This is a genomic window from Streptomyces sp. NPDC006197 (assembly GCF_040613865.1).
Classification (GTDB): domain Bacteria; phylum Actinomycetota; class Actinomycetes; order Streptomycetales; family Streptomycetaceae; genus Streptomyces.
The window spans coordinates 76,243-98,803 of the sequence record NZ_JBEXSZ010000008.1; the positions used below are offsets into that span (position 1 = coordinate 76,243).

General features: G+C 72.3%; 17 protein-coding genes. 7 read left to right on the forward strand and 10 right to left on the reverse strand.

The window, feature by feature from the left end; translation table 11 throughout:
- Positions 1–60: 60 nt before the first annotated feature.
- Positions 61–2,364 carry an MMPL family transporter gene (locus tag ABZ318_RS04255; RefSeq protein WP_356900958.1) on the reverse strand — a complete coding sequence of 768 codons (2,304 nt, stop codon included), beginning with the start codon at positions 2,362–2,364 and terminating at the stop codon, positions 61–63.
- A 164-nt stretch (positions 2,365–2,528) separates the two neighbouring features.
- Between ABZ318_RS04255 and ABZ318_RS04260 the strand changes: the two genes are divergently transcribed.
- Positions 2,529–3,182, forward strand: a complete 654-nt coding sequence (locus ABZ318_RS04260) for a TetR/AcrR family transcriptional regulator (RefSeq protein ID WP_356900959.1) — start codon at positions 2,529–2,531, stop codon at positions 3,180–3,182.
- A 47-nt stretch (positions 3,183–3,229) separates the two neighbouring features.
- On the opposite strand, the gene ABZ318_RS04265 is transcribed toward ABZ318_RS04260, so the two are convergent.
- On the reverse strand, positions 3,230–4,462 hold the full coding sequence (locus tag ABZ318_RS04265) for a cation:proton antiporter (RefSeq protein ID WP_356900960.1): 1,233 nt from the start codon (positions 4,460–4,462) through the stop codon (positions 3,230–3,232).
- 134 nt (positions 4,463–4,596) lie between these two features.
- Here ABZ318_RS04265 and ABZ318_RS04270 point away from each other — a divergent pair, with 134 nt between their 5' ends.
- On the forward strand, positions 4,597–4,821 hold the full coding sequence (locus ABZ318_RS04270) for a cation transporter (RefSeq protein ID WP_356900961.1): 225 nt from the start codon (positions 4,597–4,599) through the stop codon (positions 4,819–4,821).
- 72 nt (positions 4,822–4,893) lie between these two features.
- Positions 4,894–7,107: a heavy metal translocating P-type ATPase gene (locus ABZ318_RS04275; RefSeq protein WP_356900962.1), complete on the forward strand. Its 2,214-nt coding sequence runs from the start codon at positions 4,894–4,896 to the stop codon at positions 7,105–7,107.
- Between the two features lie 368 nt (positions 7,108–7,475).
- Here ABZ318_RS04275 and ABZ318_RS04280 read toward each other — a convergent pair whose 3' ends face one another.
- Both ABZ318_RS04280 and ABZ318_RS04285 read right to left on the reverse strand, forming a co-directional pair.
- Positions 7,476–8,765, reverse strand: a complete 1,290-nt coding sequence (locus tag ABZ318_RS04280) for a citrate synthase (RefSeq protein ID WP_030685223.1) — start codon at positions 8,763–8,765, stop codon at positions 7,476–7,478.
- Between the two features lie 178 nt (positions 8,766–8,943).
- Positions 8,944–11,169 carry an ATP-dependent RecD-like DNA helicase gene (locus ABZ318_RS04285; protein WP_356900963.1) on the reverse strand — a complete coding sequence of 742 codons (2,226 nt, stop codon included), beginning with the start codon at positions 11,167–11,169 and terminating at the stop codon, positions 8,944–8,946.
- A gap of 289 nt (positions 11,170–11,458) precedes the next feature.
- On the opposite strand from ABZ318_RS04285, the gene ABZ318_RS04290 reads away from it, so the two are divergent.
- Complete coding sequence (locus ABZ318_RS04290) at positions 11,459–11,932, forward strand: hypothetical protein (RefSeq protein WP_356900964.1); 474 nt, start codon at positions 11,459–11,461, stop codon at positions 11,930–11,932.
- 100 nt (positions 11,933–12,032) lie between these two features.
- Here ABZ318_RS04290 and ABZ318_RS04295 read toward each other — a convergent pair whose 3' ends face one another.
- Genes ABZ318_RS04295 through ABZ318_RS04305 form a run of 3 tightly spaced genes read right to left on the reverse strand, consistent with a single transcriptional unit; the run spans position 12,033 to position 15,132 of the window.
- Positions 12,033–12,806 (reverse strand): sugar phosphate isomerase/epimerase family protein, encoded by a 774-nt coding sequence (locus ABZ318_RS04295; protein WP_356900982.1) that lies wholly within the window; start codon positions 12,804–12,806, stop codon positions 12,033–12,035.
- Positions 12,807–12,832: 26 nt separating this feature from the next.
- Positions 12,833–13,984 carry a dihydrodipicolinate synthase family protein gene (locus tag ABZ318_RS04300; protein WP_356900965.1) on the reverse strand — a complete coding sequence of 384 codons (1,152 nt, stop codon included), beginning with the start codon at positions 13,982–13,984 and terminating at the stop codon, positions 12,833–12,835.
- On the reverse strand, positions 13,981–15,132 hold the full coding sequence (locus ABZ318_RS04305) for a Gfo/Idh/MocA family oxidoreductase (RefSeq protein WP_356900966.1): 1,152 nt from the start codon (positions 15,130–15,132) through the stop codon (positions 13,981–13,983). The genes ABZ318_RS04300 and ABZ318_RS04305 overlap by 4 nt, the downstream gene beginning before the upstream one ends.
- A 130-nt stretch (positions 15,133–15,262) precedes the next feature.
- Here ABZ318_RS04305 and ABZ318_RS04310 point away from each other — a divergent pair, with 130 nt between their 5' ends.
- A complete protein-coding gene (locus ABZ318_RS04310; RefSeq protein ID WP_356900967.1) occupies positions 15,263–16,309 on the forward strand; it encodes a LacI family DNA-binding transcriptional regulator in 1,047 nt (348 codons plus the stop codon).
- A 168-nt stretch (positions 16,310–16,477) separates the two neighbouring features.
- Here ABZ318_RS04310 and ABZ318_RS04315 read toward each other — a convergent pair whose 3' ends face one another.
- Together ABZ318_RS04315 and ABZ318_RS04320 are read right to left on the reverse strand one after the other, a co-directional pair.
- Positions 16,478–17,086 carry an AAA family ATPase gene (locus ABZ318_RS04315; protein ID WP_356900968.1) on the reverse strand — a complete coding sequence of 203 codons (609 nt, stop codon included), beginning with the start codon at positions 17,084–17,086 and terminating at the stop codon, positions 16,478–16,480.
- Complete coding sequence (locus ABZ318_RS04320) at positions 17,083–18,078, reverse strand: EamA family transporter (RefSeq protein ID WP_356900969.1); 996 nt, start codon at positions 18,076–18,078, stop codon at positions 17,083–17,085. Before ABZ318_RS04320 ends, ABZ318_RS04315 begins: the two co-directional genes overlap by 4 nt.
- Before the next feature lie 101 nt (positions 18,079–18,179).
- Here ABZ318_RS04320 and ABZ318_RS04325 point away from each other — a divergent pair, with 101 nt between their 5' ends.
- Positions 18,180–19,091, forward strand: a complete 912-nt coding sequence (locus ABZ318_RS04325; protein WP_356900983.1) for a LysR substrate-binding domain-containing protein — start codon at positions 18,180–18,182, stop codon at positions 19,089–19,091.
- A gap of 109 nt (positions 19,092–19,200) precedes the next feature.
- Complete coding sequence (locus ABZ318_RS04330; RefSeq protein ID WP_356900970.1) at positions 19,201–21,027, forward strand: glycoside hydrolase family 3 protein; 1,827 nt, start codon at positions 19,201–19,203, stop codon at positions 21,025–21,027.
- Between the two features lie 52 nt (positions 21,028–21,079).
- Here the strand turns inward: ABZ318_RS04330 and ABZ318_RS04335 are convergent, their stop codons facing one another.
- Positions 21,080–22,531 carry an aminopeptidase gene (locus ABZ318_RS04335; protein WP_356900971.1) on the reverse strand — a complete coding sequence of 484 codons (1,452 nt, stop codon included), beginning with the start codon at positions 22,529–22,531 and terminating at the stop codon, positions 21,080–21,082.
- Positions 22,532–22,561: the final 30 nt, after the last annotated feature.

The window sequence follows — 22,561 nt, forward strand, 5'->3', positions numbered from 1 at the left end:
GCCGCGGACGGGACGCCGGGCCCCGGATCCCCCACCGGCCCGGCGTCCCGCCGTGTCGGGTCAGCGGGCGGCGCTGTACTCCCGCTCCCCGGTGCCGGTGTCGGTGCCGGTGCCGGTGTCGGCATCGGCCGGGGCGTCCGCCTCGCTGATGCCGAAGCGGTCGTGGAAGCGGCGCAGCGGTCCGGGTGCCCACCAGGTGAGGCGGCCGGTCAGCTTCATCACGGAGGGGACGAGGAGGCTGCGGACGACCATCGCGTCCATGAGGACGGCGAGGGCGACGCCGAGTCCGAGCATCTTCGTGTTGGTGACGCGGGAGGTGCCGATGGCGACCATGACGACGGCGAGGATCACGGCGGCGGCGGTGATCAGACCGCCGGTGTGGCGCAGTCCGAAGCGGACGGAGCGCTCGTGGTCGCCGGTGGCGTCGTACTCCTCCTTGATGCGGGAGAGCAGGAACACCCCGTAGTCCATGGAGAGTCCGAAGGCCACGCAGAACATGAGGACGGGCAGGGTGGTCTCGATGTCGCCGGTGGAGGTGAAGCCGAGGAAGCCGGCGAGGTGCCCCTCCTGGAAGACCCAGACGACGGCGCCGAACATCGCCGTGAGGCTGAGGGCGTTGAGGAGGACGGCCTGGACGGGGACGACGACGCTGCCGGTGAGCAGGAAGACGAGGAGCAGGGTGACGAGGACGATGATCCCGGCCGCCCAGGGCAGCCGCTCGGCTATGGCGTCCTTGGAGTCGACGAGGACGGCGGCCGGTCCGGTGACGGAGGTGGCGAACGGCGCCTCGGCCGTGCGCAGTTCCCCGACGACCCGCTGGGCGTCGGCGCCGACGGTCTCGCCGTCGGGCACCACGGTGAAGTAGGCGGCGCCGCCGCCGGTGACGGGCCCCTCGGCCCGGGCGACGCCGTCGAGGGCGGAGATCCGCTCGCGGTAGTCGGCGTACTGCGCGGGGGTGGCCGTCCCTTCGGCGAGGACGGTGATGCCGCCGCCCGGGTTGCCGGGGAAGCCGTCCCGCAACTGGTCCTGGACGACGCGGGAGGAGGCGGAGACGGGGAGCTGGCGGTCGTCGGCGGTGCCGAACTTCACGCCCAGGAAGGGCAGTCCGAGCAGGACGAGTCCGGTGGTGGTGACGACGGCGAAGACGGGCGCCCGGCGCATCACCAGGGCGGCGGCCCGCCCCCAGCCCGCACCGTCGCCGGCGTCCCGGCCCGCGTCGGTGCCGGCGTCCCGGCCCGTGCCGTCGCCGGCCTCCTTCGGCGACCGGCCGCGCCGGAGGAGGCGTCGCAGGTCGAGGGCGTTGACCCGGTCGCCGAGCAGCACGAGGGCGGCGGGGAGCAGGGTGAGCGCGGCGGTGGCGGCGAGCAGGACGACGGCGATCCCGGCGTACGCGAAGGAGCGCAGGAAGTACTGCGGGAAGACCAGCATCGCGGCCAGCGAGACGGCGACGGTCAGGGCGGAGAAGAGCACGGTCCGTCCGGCCGTGCGCAGGGTGGTGCGGACGGCGGTGTACGTGTCGGCGCCGGCGGCGAGCTCCTCGCGGTAGCGGCGGACGACGAACAGGGCGTAGTCGATGGCGAGTCCGAGTCCGAGGGCGGTCGTCAGGTTCTGCGCGAAGACGGAGACGTCGGTGAACTCGGTGATGCCGCGCAGGACGGCGTTGGTGCCGAGGATGGCGACGATGCCGACGCCGAGCGGCAGGAGGGCGGCGACGGCGCTGCCGAAGACCATGACGAGCAGGACGAGGGTGACGGGCAGGGCGATGAGCTCGGCCCGCAGCAGGTCCTCCTGGATGACGGTCTGCATCTCGTGGCGGACGGCGAGTCCGCCGCCGAGGGAGACCTCGACGGGGCCGTGGGTGCCCCGGTAGGCGGGGGCGATCCGGTCGAGGACGGCGGCGGCGTCCTTCTCCTCGCCGGGTATGCGGGCGGCGATCACGGCCTGGCGGCCGTCCTCGGAGCGGAGGGCGGGCGAGCCGGTGGACCAGTAGGAGCCGACGCCCTCGACGTCCGGTTCGGCGTCGAGCCGCTCGGCGAGCTTCCGGGCCTCGGCGGCGACGGCGGGGGCGTCGACGGCGGCGGCTCCCCCCGTGGTCGGGGCGTCGCCCGCGTCGACGAGGAGGAGCACGTTCGGCTGGGAGCCGGGGAACTGCCGCTCCAGGGCCTTGGTGGCGTACGTGGACTCGGCGGCCGGGTCCTCCCAGCCGCCGCTGCCCATGCGGTCGGCGACGCCGCCGCCCGCGAGGACGGCGAGGGCGGTGAGCACGAGGGCCACCAGGAGGGTGAGGCGCGGCCGGGCGGTGACGAACCGCGTCCATCCGCCGCCACGCCCGCCCCCGGACGCCGTTTTCTTGACTTCGGACATGACGCGGTGTCCCCTTCACCGTGGCCCCTGCACGCGCTTCCCGGCAGGTCGCAGGGGCCGCCCATTGCCATAGACTGGCAAACACGAGTGATCACTCGCGTTTCACAAGAATGCGAGCGACCTCTCGTGTTTGTCAAACGTGCCGAGGAGAGCTGGGGACAGCCATGTCCGGAGACGTGTCCGAAGAACCGAAGCCGCGCCGCCGCCAGGCCCGTGGCGAACGCCGCATCGCGCAGCTGCTCCAGGCCGCCGCGAGGGTCTTCTGCGCGTCCGGGTACACGGCGACCAGCACCAACGCGATCGCCCGGGAGGCGAGCGTCTCGCCCGGCACGCTCTACCAGTACTTCCCGAACAAGGAGGCCATCGCGATAGAGCTCGGCGAGCGCCTCCTGAGCGAGATGCGGGAGGCCCACGGCCAGGCGTTCACCCCGGAGAACCTCGCCCTGCCGCTGCCCGAGATGCTGGACGTCGTCGTCGACCCGCTGATCGCGTTCAACTGCGAGAACCCCGTCTTCCTCGCCCTGATGCACGGCTCCGAGGTGCCGGGGCGGATCGCCGAGGAGCACGACGCCCTGCACGCCAGCCTGCTGGCCTCGGTGCAGGAGGTGATCGCGCACTACGCCCCGGCGCTGTCCGACGCCGAGCGCGCCCGGATCGCCGACATGACCTTCGCGATCTTCAAGGGCGGGCTGGGACTCGTCCTGGCCGCGCCCGAGGGTCCCGAGCGGGACGCGACCGTCGCCGAGCTGAAGACCGTCCTCCTGCGCTACCTCTGCCCCCTGGTCGAGGCCCCGGTCACGACGCCCCCACCCCGCTGACCCCCGGGCCGGTCACCACGCCTCCGCCCCGCCGACCTCCGGGCCGGTCACCACGTCTCCGCCCCGCCGACCGACTCCGGGGGCCGCGCCTCCTCGCCGGGGCCCGCCCCCGAGCCCGTCCGCGCCCGCAGCTTCATCGCGAGCAGCGGGAAGACGAGGACGGAGAGCATGGCGGCCCCGACGAGCGCCGCCGCCTCGCCGGCCGTCATCTCCTTGTCGTCCACGCCGATGGTGGTGATGGCGACGACGAGCGGCAGCGCCGCGGAGCCGTACAGGACGAGGCCGCGCCGGTCCTCGCGGTCGAGGTCGCGCGGGGCGAGGAACCGGATCGGCCCGCCGCGCACGACCAGGAAGAGCGCCAGGAAGACCGGCAGCAGGAGCAGGGTCCGGCCCCCGCCGAGGAGCGAGTCGAGGTCGAACTCGATGCCGGTGACGACGAAGAAGACCGGGACGAGGAAGCCGAAGCCGACGCCCTCGACCTTCTCCAGGATCTGCGGCCCGGAGTCGGGCGCGGCCCCGGTCAGCACGAGCCGGGTGATGAGCCCGGCCGCGAAGGCGCCGAGCAGCACGTCGAGCCCGAGGGCCGTCGACGCCCCGAGCATCAGGGCGAGCAGCAGGAAGACGAAGCGGACCGCGAACTGGCCGCTGCTGTGCAGGGTCCTGGCGATGACCTTCGAGAACCACGGCGGGCGGGGCCGCAGCGCCCAGAGGACGGCCACCGCCGTGAGCGCGGCGAAGACGGCGAGGAGGACGGTGGACTCGGCGGCGCCCCGCCCGCTGAGCAGCAGCGCCATCGCGATGATCGGGCCGAACTCGCCGACCGCCCCGAAGGCCATGACGACCGAGCCGAACCGCCCGTGGAGGTCGCCGGCGTCCCGCAGCACCGGCAGGACGGTGCCGAGCGCGGTGCTGGTCAGGGCGACGCCGATGAAGACGCCCTTGGTGTAGCCGCCGCCGAGCAGGACGCCGGTGGCGAGCCCGAGGCCGAGGGCGATCACCCAGGCCCACACGGAGCGCCGGAGGGTGTCGCCGCGGACCTTGCCGAACTCGATCTCGTACCCGGCGAGGAAGATCAGCATGGTGAGGCCGAGCTGGGAGAGACCGTCGATCAGCGCGCCGGGCCGGGCCCAGTCGAGGACGTCGGGGCCGATGAGGATGCCGAGCAGGATCTCGAAGATGACGAGGGGGACGGGGAGCCTGCGCCCCACCGCGTAGGCGAGCAGCGGCGCCAGGACGGCGATCGCCATGATCAGGATGAGCGTGCTCCCCGAATGCGACATGTCGGGTATTTACCATGGGCTCGGGCCGGAACCCGGCCGCCCTGCCCACCCCCGCCGCCCCGGACTGGAATTTATACCCCCTAGGGGTATAGTCTCGTCATCGTAAGACCCTGAACCCCCAGGAGGAGAGCGCCATGTCCGCAGAGACGAAGACCGAACTCACCACCGTCTACCAGGTCAAGGGCATGACCTGCGGCCACTGCGAGGGCGCGGTCTCCGGCGAGATCTCCGCGATCCCCGGCGTCTCCTCCGTCACCGCCGTCGCCAAGACCGGCGAGGTCACCGTCGTCTCCGACACCGCCCTCGACCGCGAGGCCGTCGCCGCCGCCGTGGACGAGGCCGGCTACGAGCTGGTCTGACCCCCCGCCGCACAGGCGTCGCAGGGCCGTACCGTTACCTGGTACGGCCCTGCTCCCCTTTGGAACCCGCACATGCCAAGCACCACCGTCACCGAGCTGACGATCGGCGGGATGACCTGCGCCTCCTGCGCCGCCCGCGTCGAGAAGAAGCTCAACCGGATGGACGGCGTCACCGCCACCGTCAACTACGCCACCGAGAAGGCACGCGTCGAGCACGCGCCGGACGTCGGCGTCGACGAGCTGATCGCCACCGTCGTGAAGACGGGCTACACCGCCGAGGAACCCGCCCCGCCGGTGGACGAGCCGGAGGAGCCGGACGAGCCGGAGGACCCCGAGCTCGCCTCCCTCCGGCAGCGGCTCACCGTCTCCGCCCTCCTCGCGGCGCCCGTGGTCCTGCTCGCCATGGTCCCCTCGCTCCAGTTCGACGACTGGCAGTGGCTCTCGCTCACCCTCGCCTCCCCCGTCGTCGTCTGGGGCGGACTGCCCTTCCACCGGGCCGCCTGGACCAACCTCCGGCACGGCGCCGCCACCATGGACACCCTCGTCTCGGTCGGCACCCTCGCCGCGTACGGCTGGTCCCTCTGGGCCCTCTTCCTCGGCGACGCCGGCATGCCCGGCATGCGGCACGGCTTCGACCTCACCGCCGACCGCGCCCACGCCTCCTCCGCGATCTACCTGGAGGTCGCCGCCGGGGTCGTCGCCTTCATCCTCCTCGGCCGCTACCTGGAGGCCCGCGCCAAGCGGAAGGCCGGCTCCGCGCTGCGGGCCCTGATGGAGCTCGGCGCCAAGGACGTGGCGGTCCTACGCGAAGGGAGGGAGGTACGGGTGCCGGTCGGCGAGCTCCGTACCGGCGACCTCTTCGTCGTACGCCCCGGGGAGAAGATCGCCACCGACGGCACCGTCGCCGAGGGCGCCTCCGCCGTCGACGCCTCCCTGCTCACCGGCGAGTCGCTGCCCCTGGACGTCACCCCCGGCTCCACCGTCACCGGCGGCTGCGTCAACGTCTCCGGCCGGCTCGTCGTCGAGGCCACCCGCGTCGGCGCCGACACGCAACTGGCCCGCATCGCGAAGCTCGTCGAGGAGGCCCAGAGCGGCAAGGCCGAGGTGCAGCGGCTCGCCGACCGGATCTCCGCCGTCTTCGTCCCGGTGGTCCTCCTCATCGCCCTCGCCACCCTCGTGACCTGGCTTCTCGTGACCGGCGACGTCACCGCGTCCTTCACCGCCGCCGTCGCCGTCCTGATCATCGCCTGCCCCTGCGCCCTCGGCCTCGCCACCCCGACCGCCCTCATGGTCGGCACCGGCCGCGGCGCCCAGCTGGGCATCCTCATCAAGGGCCCCGAGGTCCTGGAGTCCACCCGCCGCGTCGACACGGTCGTCCTCGACAAGACCGGGACGGTCACCACCGGCCGCATGCGGCTGACCGGCGTGCACGTGCACGGCGGGCGGTACGGCACCGACTCCGCCGACGAGACCGAGCTGCTGCGCCTCGCGGGCGCCCTGGAGCACTCCTCCGAGCACCCGGTCGCCCGCGCGATCGCGGCCGGCGCCGCCGAGCGCTGCGGAGAGCTCCCCACACCGAAGACCTTCGAGAACGTGCCCGGCCTCGGCGTGCGCGGCTCCGTCGACGGCCGCCTCGTCCTCGTCGGGCGCGCCGCCCTGCTCGCGGCCGAGGGCGTCGAGGCGCCCGCGACGACGGAGCCCGGCGCCGTCCACGTCGCCTGGGACGGGGTGGCCCGGGGCACCCTGACCGTCGCCGACACCGTCAAGGACACCAGCGCCGAGGCGGTCGCCCGGCTGCGGGCCCTGGGGCTGCGGCCGGTGCTGCTCACCGGGGACCACCGGGCGGTCGCGGAGGCGGTGGCGGCCGAGGTGGGCATCGACGAGGTGATCGCGGAGGTGCTGCCCGAGGAGAAGGCCGAGGTGGTCCGGCGGCTCCGGGCTCAGGGCCGTACGGTCGCGATGGTGGGCGACGGGGTGAACGACGCCGCCGCGCTCGCCGGCGCCGACCTCGGGCTCGCGATGGGGACGGGCACCGACGCGGCCATCGAGGCGAGCGACCTGACGCTGGTCCGGGGCGACCTGCGGGTCGCGGCGGACGCCATCCGGCTGGCCCGGCGGACCCTGGCGACGATCCGGGGGAACCTGGGCTGGGCCTTCGGCTACAACCTCGCCGCGCTCCCCCTCGCGGCGGCCGGACTCCTCAACCCGATGATCGCGGGCCTGGCCATGGCCTTTTCGTCCGTGTTCGTCGTTTCCAACAGCCTTCGTCTGCGCCGGTTCAAGTGAATTCGCTTACGTGTGACGCACAGGACCTTCACAAAGAGATCTAGATCACAGATATTGGGGGGTAACCATCTGGGCTGTTCGCGAGTCTAAGTGGGCGATGCCAAGAACGTCTTGGGGGACGTTCATGGGATGTCTTGGGGGACGTCCCAGGCAAGCGCGGCCGGGGCACGTGCACCGGGGAGCTTTGAGCGGCCCTCCCGTACGTACCCCGGCAGACCGCGCACAGGACGCCCGGCCAGGATCCCGTGGGGGGAATCCGCACCGGGACATGGAAAGCGCCCCGCTCGCCGACCCGTGGGGGGATCGGTGGCGGGGCGCTTTTCGCCTTTTCGAGGCTCGGTTCGCCTCCGGGGCGCGTCAGCCGGGCGTCAGCGGGCCTCGACCGGGACGAAGTCGCGGAGGACCTCACCCGTGTAGATCTGGCGCGGGCGGCCGATGCGGGAGCCCGGCTCCTTGATCATCTCGTGCCACTGGGCGATCCAGCCGGGGAGCCGGCCGAGCGCGAAGAGCACGGTGAACATCTCGGTCGGGAAGCCCATCGCGCGGTAGATGAGACCCGTGTAGAAGTCCACGTTCGGGTAGAGGTTGCGCGAGACGAAGTACTCGTCGGAGAGCGCGTGCTCCTCCAGCTTGAGCGCGATGTCGAGCAGCTCGTCGGACTTGCCGAGGGCCGAGAGGACATCGTGCGCCGCCGCCTTGATGATCTTGGCGCGCGGGTCGAAGGACTTGTACACCCGGTGGCCGAAGCCCATCAGGCGGACGCCGTCCTCCTTGTTCTTCACCTTGCGGATGAAGGAGTCGACGTCGCCGCCGTTGGCCTGGATGCCTTCCAGCATCTCCAGGACCGACTGGTTGGCGCCGCCGTGCAGGGGGCCCCACAGGGCCGAGATGCCGGCGGAGATCGAGGCGAACATGTTCGCCTGCGAGGAGCCGACCAGGCGCACGGTGGAGGTCGAACAGTTCTGCTCGTGGTCCGCGTGCAGGATCAGCAGCTTGTCGAGCGCGGAGACGACGACCGGGTCGAGGTCGTACTCCTGCGCCGGGACCGAGAAGGTCATGCGCAGGAAGTTCTCGACGTAGCCGAGGTCGTTGCGCGGGTAGACGAAGGGGTGACCGATCGACTTCTTGTACGCGTACGCCGCGATCGTCGGAAGCTTGGCGAGCAGCCGGATCGTGGAGAGGTGACGCTGCTGCTCGTCGAACGGGTTGTGGCTGTCCTGGTAGAAGGTGGACAGCGCGGAGACCACCGAGGACAGCATGGCCATGGGGTGGGCGTCCCGCGGGAAGCCGCGGAAGAAGTTCTTGACGTCCTCGTGGACCAGCGTGTGCTGCGTGATCTCGTTCTTGAAGGTCGACAGCTCGTCGACCTTGGGCAGCTCACCGTTGATCAGCAGGTACGCCACCTCAAGGAAGGTGGAGCGCTCGGCCAGCTGCTCGATGGGGTAGCCGCGGTACCGCAGAATGCCCTGCTCACCGTCGAGGTAGGTGATGGCGGATTTATAGGCGGCGGTGTTGCCGTATCCGCTGTCCAGGGTGACCAGACCGGTCTGGGCTCGGAGTTTGCCGATGTCGAAGCCCTTGTCGCCGACGGTGCTCTCGACCACCGGGTAGGTGTACTCACCGTCCGCGTACCGCAGTACTACAGAGTTGTCGCTCACGTCATCCCTCACCGACGTAGTGCCTCTTCTTCGAGGTGCCCTGACTGTCTCTACCATCCCCCATTTGGCTCAGGAGAGTGCACTCGGGGTCGCTCATTGGGCCATTCGGCGGCACTCAGTGCCGCCAACCTTCATATCCTGCCCCCTTCGCCCCGGTTCCGGTAGTCCCCGTGATCTTTCACACGAGGGCGTCCCCTGTGAGCCGATGGGCGAGTGCGGTAAAGCGCCTGCCCGCCGAGACCGTACGGACCGCCTGGGCGATCGCCCGGCGCGAGCCGACCAGGACGACCAGTTTCCGGGCCCGGGTCACGGCCGTGTAGAGCAGGTTGCGCTGGAGCATCATCCAGGCGCTCATGGTGACCGGGATCACCACCGCCGGATACTCGCTGCCCTGCGAGCGGTGGATGGTGACCGCGTACGCGTGGGCGAGTTCGTCCAGCTCGTCGAAGTCGTACGGCACCTCCTCGTCCTCGTCCGTCCGCACGGTCAGCCGCTGTTCGACGGTGTCCAAAGCCGTGACGACGCCGACCGTACCGTTGAAGACCCCGTTGGCCCCCTTCTCATAGTTGTTCCGAATCTGGGTCACCTTGTCACCGACCCGGAAGACCCGGCCGCCGAACCGCTTCTCCGGCAGGTCCGGGCGGGCCGGGGTGATCGCCTGCTGGAGCAGCCCGTTCAGCGAGCCCGCGCCCGCCGGGCCCCGGTGCATGGGGGCGAGGACCTGGACGTCCCGGCGCGGGTCGAGGCCGAACTTGGCCGGAATGCGCCGGGCCGCGACGTCCACGGCGACCCGGGCCGCGTCCTCCGTCTCCTCCTCGGCAAAGAGGAAGAAGTCCGGCAGGCCCTGGGTCTGCGGCGGGGTGCCGGCGTTGATCCGGTGCGCGTTGATCACCACCCCGGACTGCTGGGCCTGCCGGAAGATCCGGGTCAGCCGCACCGCCGGTACGGGGCTGCCGGGGGAGAGCAGATCGCCGAGGACCTCGCCCGCGCCGACCGACGGCAGCTGGTCGACGTCCCCCACGAGCAGCAGATGGGCACCCGGCGCCACGGCCTTGACCAGCTTGTTCGCCAGGAGCAGGTCGAGCATGGAGGCCTCGTCGACGACGATCAGATCGGCATCGAGCGGCCGGTCCCGGTCGTAGGCCGCGTCCCCGCCCGGCTTCAGCTCCAGGAGCCGGTGGACGGTGGAGGCCTCGGCTCCGGTCAGCTCGGCGAGCCGCTTGGCGGCCCGCCCGGTGGGGGCGGCGAGCACGACCTTGGCCTTCTTGACGCGGGCCAGCTCCACGATCGAGCGGACCGTGAAGGACTTGCCGCAGCCGGGGCCGCCGGTGAGCACGGCGACCTTGCGGGTGAGGGCGAGCTTCACGGCCTCCTCCTGCTCGGGCGCGAGCGTCGCCCCGGTCCGGTCGGCGAGCCAGGCCAGCGCCTTGTCCCAGGCCACGTCCCGGAAGGCCGGCATCCGGTCCTCCTCGGTCCGCAGGAGCCGCCGGAGCTGCCCGGCGAGCGACAGCTCGGCCCGGTGGAAGGGGATCAGGTACACGGCGGTGACGGGCGCCCCCTCGGGCCCGGGCACGACCTCCCGTACGACCCCCTCGGGATCGTCGGCGAGCTCGCCGAGGCACTCGATGACGAGCCCGGTGTCGACCTGCAACAGCTTCACGGCGTCCGCGATGAGCCGCTCCTCGGGAAGGAAGCAGTGCCCCTGGTCGCTGGACTGCGACAGCGCGTACTGCAGGCCGGCCTTCACCCGGTCGGGGCTGTCGTGCGGGATGCCGACGGCCTGCGCGATCCTGTCGGCGGTGAGGAACCCGATGCCCCACACGTCGGCGGCGAGGCGATAGGGCTGGTTCCTCACGACGGAGATGGAGGCGTCCCCGTACTTCTTGTAGATCCGCACGGCGATGGAGGTCGAGACGCCGACGCCCTGGAGGAAGACCATCACCTCCTTGATGGCCTTCTGCTCCTCCCAGGCCGCGGTGATGTTCCTGGTCCGCTTGGGACCGAGCCCGGGGACCTCGATCAGGCGCGCGGGGGCCTCTTCGAGGATGTCGAGGGTGTCGAGCCCGAAGTGCTGCGTGATGCGGTCGGCGAAGACGGGGCCGATGCCCTTGATCAGCCCGGAGCCGAGATAGCGCCGGATGCCCTGGATGGTGGCGGGCAGGACGGTCGTGTAGTTGTCGACGGTGAACTGCTTGCCGTACTGCGGGTGCGACCCCCAGCGGCCCTCCATCCGCAGCGACTCCCCCGGCTGCGCGCCGAGCAGCGCCCCGACCACCGTGAGCAGGTCCCCGGCACCCCGCCCGGTGTCGACCCGGGCGACCGTGTACCCGCTCTCCTCGTTGGCGTAGGTGATCCGCTCCAGAACCCCTTCGACCACTGCCGGTCCGCGGCCTTCGTTGGACATGCCTCGACCGTAGCGAAGAGGTCGGACATCGTGCGGCGGGCGGCGGGATGGCGTTGATCCGCCACGGCGCGCGCTTGATCGTCCCGTCGACGACGGCCGCCGTACGGAATGCGCTGCCCATCCCCGTAAAGGGCGTTTGAGCAGCCTCGTCAAGACAGCCCCGCTTGCCACCACACTGTCCTGATTCGCCCTTCAAGCCGTCCCGCGCCACCGGAACGATGGGCGTGCCCTCGGGGGCGGCAGTCACGACGGGGGCGTCGAAGCCATCAACGTGAAGGGGAACAGCGGCATGAAGTGGATCAAGAGCCTGGCGATGACGGGGGCGGCCGTGGCGCTGGCCGCCGGCCAACTGCTGGCGGGCACCGCGTCGGCCGCGCCCGCGGCCGACCGGGCGGACGGCCTCCAGCAGAAGGTCGACGCCTACCTGGCGAGCCATCCCGGCGAGCGTCAGCTCGCCGAGGGCAAGGCGACCATGCCCGGCGGGTCCGTCACCTTCTCCACCCCCGGCACCGCCGACGCCGCGGCCATCAGCTGCAGCTACGGCCACCTGTGCATCCAGGACGGCAACGGCAGCCGCTGGGACTACTACTACTGCGGCTACTACGACTTCTCCGGCGTCGGCGACGGGTACTTCAACAACAACCAGACCTCGGGCACCGTCGCGAAGTTCTACAACAGCGACGGCAGCCTCCGCTGGACCAGCAGGGCCCCGCAGAGCGGCACGGCCTCGTGGACGCCGGTGTACCACATCCGTCCCTGCTGACTCCTCGGAGTCCGGTCGTCCGGTGCTCCGCCTCCCCGTCGGTCGGGGGCGGAGCACCGGGCGGGGCGTCCGAGGACCCTCCGCGCCGGCCGGTGGCGCGTCAGACCGCCTGGAACGCCTCCAGCGTCTCCTCCAGGACCTCCGTGCCGTTCCTGGACCACAGTTCGTCGTTGAAGAGCTCCACCTCGACCGGGCCCGTGTAGCCGGCCTTCTCCAGCAGGGCCGACCAGGCCGGCAGGTCGATCGCTCCCGTGCCCAGTTGGCCCCGGCCGTTGAGGACGCCCGCCGGGAGCGGGGTGGTCCAGTCGGCGAGCTGGAAGGAGTGGATGCGGCCCGCCGCGCCCGCGCGTTCCACCGCCGCCGGGGCCCGGTCGTCCCACCAGAGGTGGTACGTGTCGACCGTGACGCCGACCTGGGAGGCGGGGAAGCGCTCCGCGATCTCCAGGGCCTGGTCCAGCGTCGAGACCGCACAGCGGTCCGAGGCGTACATGGGGTGCAGGGGCTCGATCGCCAGGCGGACGCCCCGCTCCCCCGCGTACGGGGCGAGTTCGCCGATCGCCTCCGTGATGCGGGCGCGGGCGGCGGGCAGGTCGGGGCAGGCCGGGGTGAGGCCGCCGGAGACCAGGACGAGGGTGTCGGTGCCGAGGGTGACGGCCTCGTCGATCGCCGCGCGGTTCTCCGCCTCCCAGCCGTCCGAGGTGAAGAAGCCGCCCCGGCAGAGGGTGGTGACGGCGAGCCCCGCGTCCCGTACGAGGGCGGCCGCGGCCTCCACCCCGTACTCCCGGACCGGTTCGCGCCACAGGCCCACGCCCGGGACGCCGAGCCGGACGCACTCCCGCACGAGCTCGGGGAGGGTCAGCTGCTTCACCGTCATCTGGTTGAGGGAGAAGCGGTCGAGGTTCACTGGGGGACTCCGTACACGGTGAGGAGCGAGCGCATCCGGGACTCCGCGCGGGCCGGGTCCGGGAACAGGCCGAGGCCGTCGGCGAGTTCGTAGGCGCGGGCCAGGTGCGGGAGCGAGCGGGCGGACTGCAGGCCGCCGACCATCGTGAAGTGGTCCTGGTGGCCGGCCAGCCAGGCGAGGAACACCACGCCCGTCTTGTAGAAGCGGGTGGGGGCCCGGAAGAGGTGCCGGGAGAGTTCGACCGTCGGGTCGAGGGTCTTGCGGAAGCCCGCCACGTCGCCGGTGTCGAGGATCCGGACCGCCTCGGCCGCCAGCGGGCCCAGCGGGTCGAAGATGCCGAGGAGGGCGTGGCTGAAGCCCTGCTCGTCGCCCGCGATCAGCTCCGGGTAGTGGAAGTCGTCGCCCGTGTAGCAGCGGACGCCCTCCGGGAGGCGGCGGCGCAGCTCGACCTCGCGCCGGGCGTCGAGGAGGGAGACCTTGATGCCGTCGACCTTGTCGGGGTGGGCCTTGATCACGTCGAGGAAGGTCTCGGTGGCCGCGTCCAGGTCGGTCGAGCCCCAGTAGCCGTCGAGCACCGGGTCGAACATCGGGCCCAGCCAGTGCAGAACCACGGGCTCGGAGGCCTGGCGGAGGAGGTGCCCGTAGAGGTCCGCGTAGTCCTCGGGGCCGGACGCCTCCGCGGCGAGGGCGCGGGAGGCCATGAGGACGGCCTGGGCGCCCGACTCCTCGACGACCGCGAGCTGTTCCTCGTACGCGGCGCGGATCTCCGGCAGGGTGCCGCCCGTGATCTGGTCGGTGCCGACGCCGCACGCGATCCGGCCGCCGACCGCCTCGGCCTCGGCGGCGGACCGGCGGATCAGTTCGGCCGCGCCCGCCCAGTCGAGGCCCATCCCGCGCTGGGCGGTGTCCATGGCCTCGGCGACCCCGAGGCCGTGGGACCAGAGGTGGCGGCGGAAGGCGAGGGTGGCGTCCCAGTCGACGGCGGCCGGGGAGTCGGGGGTGGTGTCGGCGTACGGGTCGGCGACGACGTGCGCGGCGGAGAAGACCGTACGGGAGGTCAGGGGGCCGGCCGGGGAGAGCGCGAGCGGTTCGGTGCGGGGCTCGTACGCCCGCGTCGAGCCGCCGGGTCCGGGGAGGTGGATCGTCACAGCGTCACCTCCGGGACCTCCAGGCGGTGGCCCTCGGCGGCGGACCTGAGGCCCAGCTCGGCGAGCTGGACGCCGCGGGCGCCGGCGAGGAGGTCCCAGTGGTACGGCTCGTCGAGCGCGACGTGCCGGAGGAACAGCTCCCACTGGGCCTTGAAGCCGTTGTCGAACTCGGCGTTGTCGGGGACCTCCTGCCACTGGTCGCGGAAGGAGTAGGTCGCGGGGATGTCGGGGTTCCAGACCGGCTTGGGGGTCAGGCTCCGGTGCTGGACACGGCAGTTGCGCAGGCCGGCGACGGCGGAGCCGTGGGTGCCGTCGACCTGGAACTCGACGAGTTCGTCGCGGTTGACGCGGACCGTCCAGGAGGAGTTGATCTGGGCGACGGCGCCGCCCTCCAGCTGGAAGATGCCGTACGCGGCGTCGTCGGCGGTGGCCTCGTAGGGCTTGCCGTGCTCGTCCCAGCGGCGCGGGACGTGGGTGGCGACCTGGGCGGTGACGGAGGTGACCCGGCCGAAGAGCTCGTGGAGCACGTACTCCCAGTGCGGGAACATGTCGACGACGATGCCGCCGCCGTCCTCCGCGCGGTAGTTCCAGCTGGGGCGCTGGGCGTCCTGCCAGTCGCCCTCGAAGACCCAGTAGCCGAACTCGCCGCGCACGGACAGGATCTCGCCGAAGAAGCCGCCGTCGATGAGGCGCTTGAGCTTGAGCAGGCCGGGGAGGAACAGCTTGTCCTGGACGACGCCGTGCTTGACGCCCTTCTCGGTGGCGAGGCGGGCGAGTTCGAGGGCGCCGGCGAGGTCGGCGGCGGTGGGCTTCTCGGTGTAGACGTGCTTGCCGGCGGCGATGGCCTTGGTGAGGGCGTCGGCGCGGGCCGAGGTGACCTGGGCGTCGAAGTAGATGTCGATGCCGTCGTCGGCGAGGACGGCATCGAGGTCGGTGGACCACTCGGTGAGGCCGTGGCGCTCGGCGAGGGCGCGCAGGGCGTGCTCGCGGCGGCCGACGAGGACGGGCTCGGGCCAGAGGGTCTCGCCGTTGCCGAGGTCGAGGCCGCCCTGTTCGCGCAGGGCGAGGATCGAGCGGACGAGGTGCTGGCGGTGGCCCATGCGCCCGGTGACGCCGTTCATGGCGATGCGGACTGTCCTGCGTGTCACGAAAGGTTCCTCTCCGCTGTGCTCCGCGCCCTCGCCCCATCCGGATCCATGGATAGAAAGCGCTTTCCATCGAGGATGACGCTAGCCTGCCGACATCGCTGCCGACAAGGGCCCTGGAGGTACGCACGCGATGACCGTCACCCTGGCGGACGTGGCCGCCCGCGCACGGGTCTCCCCCGCCACCGTCTCCCGCGTCCTGAACGGCAACTACCCGGTCGCCGCGTCGACCCGGGAACGGGTGCTGAAGGCCGTGGACGAGCTCGACTACGTCCTCAACGGCCCCGCGAGCGCCCTCGCCGCCGCCACCTCCGACCTGGTCGGCGTCCTCGTCAACGACATCGCCGACCCCTTCTTCGGAATCATGGCGAGCGCGGCGCAGAGCGCGATCGGGGAGAGCGCCACGGGGCGCGGCGGGGGCGAGAAGCTCGCCGTCGTCTGCAACACCGGCGGCTCCCCCGAGCGCGAGCTGACCTACCTCACCCTGCTCCAGCGGCAGCGGGCCGCGGCCGTGATCCTCATGGGCGGCTCCCTGGAGGACCCCGAGCACCTCGCGGCGACGGCCGGCAAGCTGACGAAGCTGGCGGAGGCGGGGACCCGGGTCGTGCTGTGCGGGCGGCCGCCGGTGGCCGGCGACGCGAGCGCGGCGGCCCTCGTCTTCGACAACCGCACCGGCGCGCGCCTCCTCACCGAGCACCTGCTCGGCCTCGGACACCGGCGGATCGGTTACGTGGCGGGCCCGGCCGACCGCACCACCACCCGGCACCGCCTGGAGGGCCACCGGGAGGCGCTCGCGGCCGCGGGCGTCCCCGAGGGGCCGACGGTCCACGGGTCGTACGACCGCCGCTCCGGCCACGAGGCCGCGGCCGAACTCCTCGCCCGCGACCCGCACCTCACGGCCGTCGTCGCGGCCAACGACACGGTGGCGCTGGGTGTCTGCGCGGCCCTGCGGGAGCGGGGGCTCTCCATCCCCGGGGACGTGTCGGTCGCCGGCTTCGACGACCTGCCGTTCTCGGTGGACGCGGTCCCCGCCCTCACGACCGTCCGCCTCCCGCTGCACGAGGCGGGCGTACGGGCGGGCCGCCTGGCGATGGGCGCGGAGGAGCCTCCGGCGGGCGGCGAGGAGACGGTGCCGGGGGAGCTGGTGGTCAGGGGGTCGACGGCGGCGCCGCGGGGGTAGCGGGGCGCTACCCGAGCAGGAGACGATCCCCTTCGGCGAGGACCTCGTCCTGCCCCTCGAAGGACGCGAGATCCTCGTGAGGACCGACGGCTTCCCCGCTCCGAGGGCTGAGCGCGCCGCACCCGCCGGTGGGGGCGGCGCAGGGACGCCCGGGGACGCCGGCGACCGCTACGAGCCGGCCGGGCCGTTCGGCTTCGCGTCGCCCTGAGGGGTGTTCGCCGCGGCGGTCAGGCCCGTCGCCGCGAGGACCGCGTCGACCGTCTCCTCGACCGTCTGCTCCGCGTTGTCGATCCAGACGCCCTCGCCGGAGAGTTCGGCGCGCATGGCCTCGTCCAGGAACGCCCAGTTCGTGGTCAGCTTCTTGTGACGGGCGTTGTTGCGCTCCCAGGCCTTGTCCGGGCCGGGGGCCAGGACGACCACGTGGAGCGGGACCGCCTGAGCGTGGGCGCGGTAGAAGTCCAGGTGGGAGCGGCGCACGACCACGTCGTCGAGGACCGGCAGGAAGCCCGCCGCGGCGAAGCTGTCCGCGAGGAGGCAGCCGTTGCGGGCGCGCAGCAGGATCTGCCGGTCCGCCTCCGTGTCACCGTCCGGGCTCGGCCAGTGGCCGCCCCGGACGATCAGCTCCTGGAGGTGGTCGCCCTCGATGTGCGCCGCCCGGGCGAAACGGGCGGCGAGGGCCGCCGCGACGGTGCTCTTGCCGCTCCCGGGGATGCCCGCCAGCAGGACGGCGCCGGGAGCGGGCCCGAGGCTGTCGACGGTGACGTTCTCGAAGGTCATACGGGCCTTTCCTCACGGGCGGGACGCGGGAACGATACGGCCACGGGCTCACCGGACGCCACGGGTTTCCGGCCCGGGTCCCCTCCCGTGCCCCGTCGCGGCGCGAAGGACGTCAGCGCCACTCCCCCCACGAGCAGCGCCGCCGCGCACCAGCGGAGGAGGCTCACTCCCTCCCCCAGGAACAGCGCGGCCGAGGACATGCCGAAGACGGGGACGAGGAGGGAGAAGGGGGCGACGGAGGAGGCGGGGTGGCGGCGCAGCAGCCAGCCCCAGGCGCCGAAGCCGAAGACCGTCGTGATCCACGCGACGTACACGATCACGCCGACGCCCGCCCAGTCGAGCTCCCGCAGGGCCGCGAGGTCGCGCTCCGGACCCTCCAGGAGGAGGGAGAGGGCGAGGAGCGGCAGGACGGGCACGGTGCTGACCCAGACCATGAAGTTGAGCGCGTCGGGCGGGGCGGCCTTGCGGGTCAGGACGTTGGAGACGCCCCAGCAGGCCGCCGCGGCGATCACCAGGGCGAAGCCGGTCACGGAGCCCGCCGCACCCTCGTCGACGGCGGCGACGCCGATGCCGGCGAGGGCGACGGCCATGCCGGCGAGCTTGCGGCGCCCGGGGCGTTCGCCGAGGGCGGCGAAGGCGAAGAGGGCGGTGAAGACGGCCTGGACCTGGAGGACGAGGGAGGAGAGCCCGGCCGGGGCGCCGAGGTCCATGCCGGTGAAGAGGAGCCCGAACTTGGCCACACCGAGCACGAGGCCGACCCCCAGAATCCACTTCCAGGCGACCTTCGGGCGGCCGACGAGGAACACCGCCGGCAGGGCGGCGACGAGGAAGCGGAGGGCGGAGAAGAGCAGCGGCGGGAAGTGGTCGAGGCCGATCTCGATGACGACGAAGTTGACCCCCCAGACGGCGGCGACCAGGGCGGCGAGGGCGATGTGGGCAGGGGCGAGTCGGCCCGGGCCGGAACCGGCCGGAGCGGTGCGTGCGGGGTGCATGCGATCGAGCATGGCCGCCGCCGACCGTGTAGCACCAGCACGGATTCCTTCATGGTGAGATGAAGCGTTCCTACATCCGCCCCTCCATCCGGGAGCTGCCCGTGCTGGATCTCGGCCGTCTTCGCGCCCTGCACGCCGTCGCCGTCCACGGCAGTGTCGGCGCCGCCGCCACCGCTCTCGGCTACACCCCGTCCGCGGTCTCCCAGCAGATCGCGAAGCTGGAGCGGGAGACCCGCACGACCCTGCTCGAACGCAGCGGGCGCGGCATCCGGCTCACCGACGACGCCCACCAACTCGCAGCCACGGCGCGGCAGTTGCTGGCACTCGTCGAGGAGGCGGAGGTACGGCTCGAAGAGCGGCGGGGCCGGCCCGCAGGGCGGCTCACGATCGCCTGCTTCGCGAGCGCGGCACGCGGTCTGATGCCCCGGGCGCTGGCCGAGCTGGCCCGGCTCCACCCCGAGCTCGACGCCCGCCTCTCGGAAGTGGACCCGCACCTCTCGATCGACCTGGTGGCGCGGGGCGTGATCGACCTGGCGGTGGCGCACGACTGGGACATCGCGCCACTGCCGGCGCCGCCGGGCGTCGAGCAGGTGGTCATCGGCGACGACCTGTGCGACATCCTCGTCCACCGGGACCATCCGCTGGCGGCGCGGGAGTCGGTGCGCCGGGAGGAACTGGCGGCGGAGCGGTGGATCTCGCAGCCGCCGGGGACGGTCTGCCACGACTGGCTCACGCGGACGCTGCGGGCGACGGGGTACGAGCCGCTGATCGCCCATCAGGCGGAGGAGAACCACACGCAGGTGGCCCTGGTGGCGGCCGGCCTGGGGATCGCCCTGGTCCCGCGCCTGGGGCGGGGCGCGCTGCCGCCGGAGGTGGTGCCGGTGCGGCTCGACCCGACGCCGACGCGCCGGCTGCACGCCATCTGGCGGACGGGGGCGGCGCGGCGCCCGGCGATCCGGGAGACGGTCCGTACGCTCCAGGAGCTCTGGCCCTCGATCGCGTCGGCCGCATGAGGAGTGCGCGGGTGATTCCTGCGCGGGTCCTTGACCTGGCAGTTACTTTCGGGCTATCCGTGACACCTTGGAAGTTTCCTTCAACCTTGCACGGCCGGAAGGAGCATCAGTGCACCACCGCGCCCCCGCCCCCTCCCGACGCACCCTCCTCACGGTGACCGCCGCAGCCGCCGCGGCGGCCGTCACCGGCGCCCTCGCCCCCGCCGCCCACGCGGAGACGAACGACCGCGGACTCCAGCGGATCATCGACCGGATGTCGCTGGAGGAGAAGGTCGGCCAGCTCTTCGTGATGCGGGTCTACGGCCACTCCGCCACCGCCCCCGACCAGGCCGACATCGACGCCAACCTCGCCGAGATCGGCGTCCGCACCGCCGCCGAACTGGTCGAGCGCTACCACGTCGGCGGGATCATCTACTTCGCCTGGGCCCACAACACCCGCGCGCCCCAGCAGATCGCGGAACTCTCCAACGGCATCCAGCAGGCCGCGCTCGCACAGCCCACCCCCGTCCCGGTGCTCATCTCCACCGACCAGGAGCACGGCATCGTCTGCCGGGTCGGCAAGCCGGCCACCCTGCTGCCCGGGGCGATGGCCCTCGGCGCCGGCGGTTCGCACGCGGACGCCCGCAAGGCCGCCCAGATCGCGGGCGAGGAACTCGCCGCCGTCGGCATCCGGCAGAACTACGCCCCCGTCGCCGACGTGAACGTCAACCCGGCCAACCCCGTCATCGGCGTCCGCTCCTTCGGCTCGGACCCGCAGGCGGTCGCCGGACTCGTCGCCGCGCAGGTCAAGGGGTACCAGCGGGCCGGGGTCGCGGCCACCTCCAAGCACTTCCCCGGCCACGGCGACACCGCCGTCGACAGCCACTACGGACTGCCGACGATCACCCACACCCGGGAGCAGTGGGCGGAGCTCGACGCGCCGCCGTTCCGGGCGGCGATCGACGCCGGCATCGACTCGATCATGACCGCGCACATCGTGGTCCCCGCGCTCGACCCCAGCGAGGACCCGGCGACCCTCTCCCGGCCCATCCTCACCGGCATCCTGCGCGAACAGCTCGGCTACGACGGCGTGGTGGTCACCGACTCCCTCGGCATGGAGGGCGTGCGCACCAAGTACGGCGACGAGCGCGTCCCGGTCCTCGCCCTCAAGGCCGGGGTGGACCAGCTGCTCAACCCGCCCAAGCTCGACGTGGCCTGGAACGCGGTCCTCAAGGCCGTCAGGGACGGTGAACTGACGGAGGCCCGGCTCGACGAATCGATCCTGCGGATCCTGCGGCTCAAGGCGAAGCTCGGCCTCTTCCGGCAGGCGTACGCGACCCGGGCGGGCGTCGAGCGCGTGGTCGGCAGCGAGGAGCACCTCGCCCACGCCGACCGGATCGCCGAGGCGACCACGACCCTGCTGCTCAACGAGGACGGCTTCCTGCCGCTGAGCCCGGCCTCCCACCGCTCGGTCCTCGTCGTCGGCGCCGACCCGGCCTCGCCGTCCGGCACCACGGGCCCCCCGACCACGACGCTCGCGACCGCCCTGACGGAACTCGGCTTCACCGCGACCGCGCTCTCCACCGGGATCACCCCGACGGCCGCGAAGATCGAGGAGGCGGTGGCGGCGGCGGCCGGCAGGGACGTGGTCGTGGTCGGCACGTACAACGTCGGCGCCACCAGCCCGCAGCGGACGCTCGTCGCGCGGCTCGTCGCCACCGGGGTGCCCGTCGTGACGGTCGCGATCCGCAACCCGTACGACATCGCGCGTCTCGGTGGACAGCGGGCCTCTCTCGCGGCCTACTCCTGGACGGACGTCGAACTCCGGGCCGCCGCCCGCGTCCTGGCCGGCCGGGCCCGGCCACTCGGCCGGCTCCCGGTCCCGGTCCAGAGCGCGGAGGCCCCGGGGCGGGTGCTGTATCCGGTGGGGCACGGCTTGTCGTACTCCCCACGCTGACCGGCGGGGCCCGTGTGGGCAGCGGCCCCGTGGAGCGGCTGCCCACAACGGGTCACGGGCGCAGGCCGTGTTCCCGGGTCGCGTCCTCGTCGACCGCCGTGTCGATGCGCGCGTCGAACCGCGCCAGCGGCTGCGCCGCCTGGACCGCCGGGGCGGGGACCCCGGCCCAGGCCAGGATGCGGGCGGTGGCGTTGGCGCGCTCGGACTCGACGAGCCCGGCGACGTTCGCGCCGTGGTTCATGCCCGGCGCCACGTACACGTAGCTGTCACGCGCACCCTTGCCGAGGCGGAACTGCTCGGAGCCCCACGGGTCGTTGCCGCCGTAGACGAAGAGCATCCGGTTCGCGTTCTTGCGGACCCAGTCGTCGACGTCCCGCATGACCTGCGGCTTGAACTTCATGGGGATCTCGCGCGGCACGAAGCTGCTGGCCGGCTGGTAGCCGTAGCGGCTCAGGCCGTTCAGGTGCGGCTGCTTGATGGTGGGCGAGCCGAGCTCGGTGGCCGCCTGGTAGTAGTACGGCGTGTAGTACTCCAGGCCCTGGTCGGTGTAGGCGGACCAGCCGGAGTAGGCGTCGATCGTCTCGTAGACGGTGTCGTCGCTCGCGGTCGCCGCGTCCGGGATCTGGTCGCAGACGTCCTGGCCGTAGTACTGCCAGAAGCCCCACACGAAGTCGAGGACGACGGCCTCGTACGCCTTGTCGAGCGAGCCGACCGTGTTGAAGGTGGCGCCCTCGGACTCGGCCCAGGCCTTGTACTTCTTCTCCAGCGGCTCGCGCCGGACGAGGGCCTCGCGCTGCATGGCGTTCAGGCGGTCGCGGCAGTCCTTCGTGCCGACGGTCTCGAAGAACCGGTCGTAGGCCGAGTCCTCCTTGTTGACCACGTCGTTCGGGGCCACGTAGGCGACGACGCCGTCCATGTCGCGCGGGTAGAAGCGCTCGTAGTACGTGGCGGTCATGCCGCCCTTGGAGGCGCCGGTGGAGAGCCACTTCTGGCCGTAGACCGACTTCAGCGCCGTGTAGATGCGGTGCTGGTCGCTGGCCGCCTGCCAGATGTCGAGCTTCGACCAGTCGGCGGGCTGGGGGCGGGACGGCGTGAAGAAGCGGTACTCCATGGAGACCTGGTTGCCGTCGATGATCCGCGTCGGCTCGGTCCGGCTCGGCGTGGTGGAAAGACCGTAGCCGCTGGTGCGGAAGACGGTGGGGCGGCTCGTGTCCTTGTGGAGGATCGAGATCCGCTGCTTGAACGTGCCCGCCCACGGGCGGTGGTGGTCGATCGGCTGGACGTACTCCAGGACGAAGTAGCGGTAGCCGGCGTACGGCTTCTCCTCGATCAGGCTCATCCCGGGGATCGCCAGGATGCGGTCCTTGATGTCGGTGCTCGTGCTCTGCGAGTCGACGACGGTCGCGCTGCCGGTCTCCGTGTCCGCGGCGGTAGCCGCACCGGTCGACCCGACGGTGCCTATGAGCACCGAAAGCGACAGCGCCCATCTCAGCGACTTGCGCATTCACCCTCCCCTTGGTTCACAACGGTGTCG

What these genes read in the sequence shown, in the direction of transcription:
- ABZ318_RS04290 (WP_356900964.1), top strand. Translation starts at nt 11,459, where the DNA reads ATGAAGTGGATCAAGAGCCTGGCGATGACGGGGGCGGCCGTGGCGCTG.
- ABZ318_RS04275 (WP_356900962.1), top strand. Translation starts at nt 4,894, where the DNA reads ATGCCAAGCACCACCGTCACCGAGCTGACGATCGGCGGGATGACCTGC.
- ABZ318_RS04255 (WP_356900958.1), bottom strand. Translation starts at nt 2,364, where the DNA reads ATGTCCGAAGTCAAGAAAACGGCGTCCGGGGGCGGGCGTGGCGGCGGA.
- ABZ318_RS04335 (WP_356900971.1), bottom strand. Translation starts at nt 22,531, where the DNA reads ATGCGCAAGTCGCTGAGATGGGCGCTGTCGCTTTCGGTGCTCATAGGC.
- ABZ318_RS04265 (WP_356900960.1), bottom strand. Translation starts at nt 4,462, where the DNA reads ATGTCGCATTCGGGGAGCACGCTCATCCTGATCATGGCGATCGCCGTC.
- ABZ318_RS04320 (WP_356900969.1), bottom strand. Translation starts at nt 18,078, where the DNA reads ATGCACCCCGCACGCACCGCTCCGGCCGGTTCCGGCCCGGGCCGACTC.
- ABZ318_RS04270 (WP_356900961.1), top strand. Translation starts at nt 4,597, where the DNA reads ATGTCCGCAGAGACGAAGACCGAACTCACCACCGTCTACCAGGTCAAG.
- ABZ318_RS04295 (WP_356900982.1), bottom strand. Translation starts at nt 12,806, where the DNA reads ATGACGGTGAAGCAGCTGACCCTCCCCGAGCTCGTGCGGGAGTGCGTC.
- ABZ318_RS04315 (WP_356900968.1), bottom strand. Translation starts at nt 17,086, where the DNA reads ATGACCTTCGAGAACGTCACCGTCGACAGCCTCGGGCCCGCTCCCGGC.
- ABZ318_RS04310 (WP_356900967.1), top strand. Translation starts at nt 15,263, where the DNA reads ATGACCGTCACCCTGGCGGACGTGGCCGCCCGCGCACGGGTCTCCCCC.
- ABZ318_RS04285 (WP_356900963.1), bottom strand. Translation starts at nt 11,169, where the DNA reads ATGTCCAACGAAGGCCGCGGACCGGCAGTGGTCGAAGGGGTTCTGGAG.
- ABZ318_RS04260 (WP_356900959.1), top strand. Translation starts at nt 2,529, where the DNA reads ATGTCCGGAGACGTGTCCGAAGAACCGAAGCCGCGCCGCCGCCAGGCC.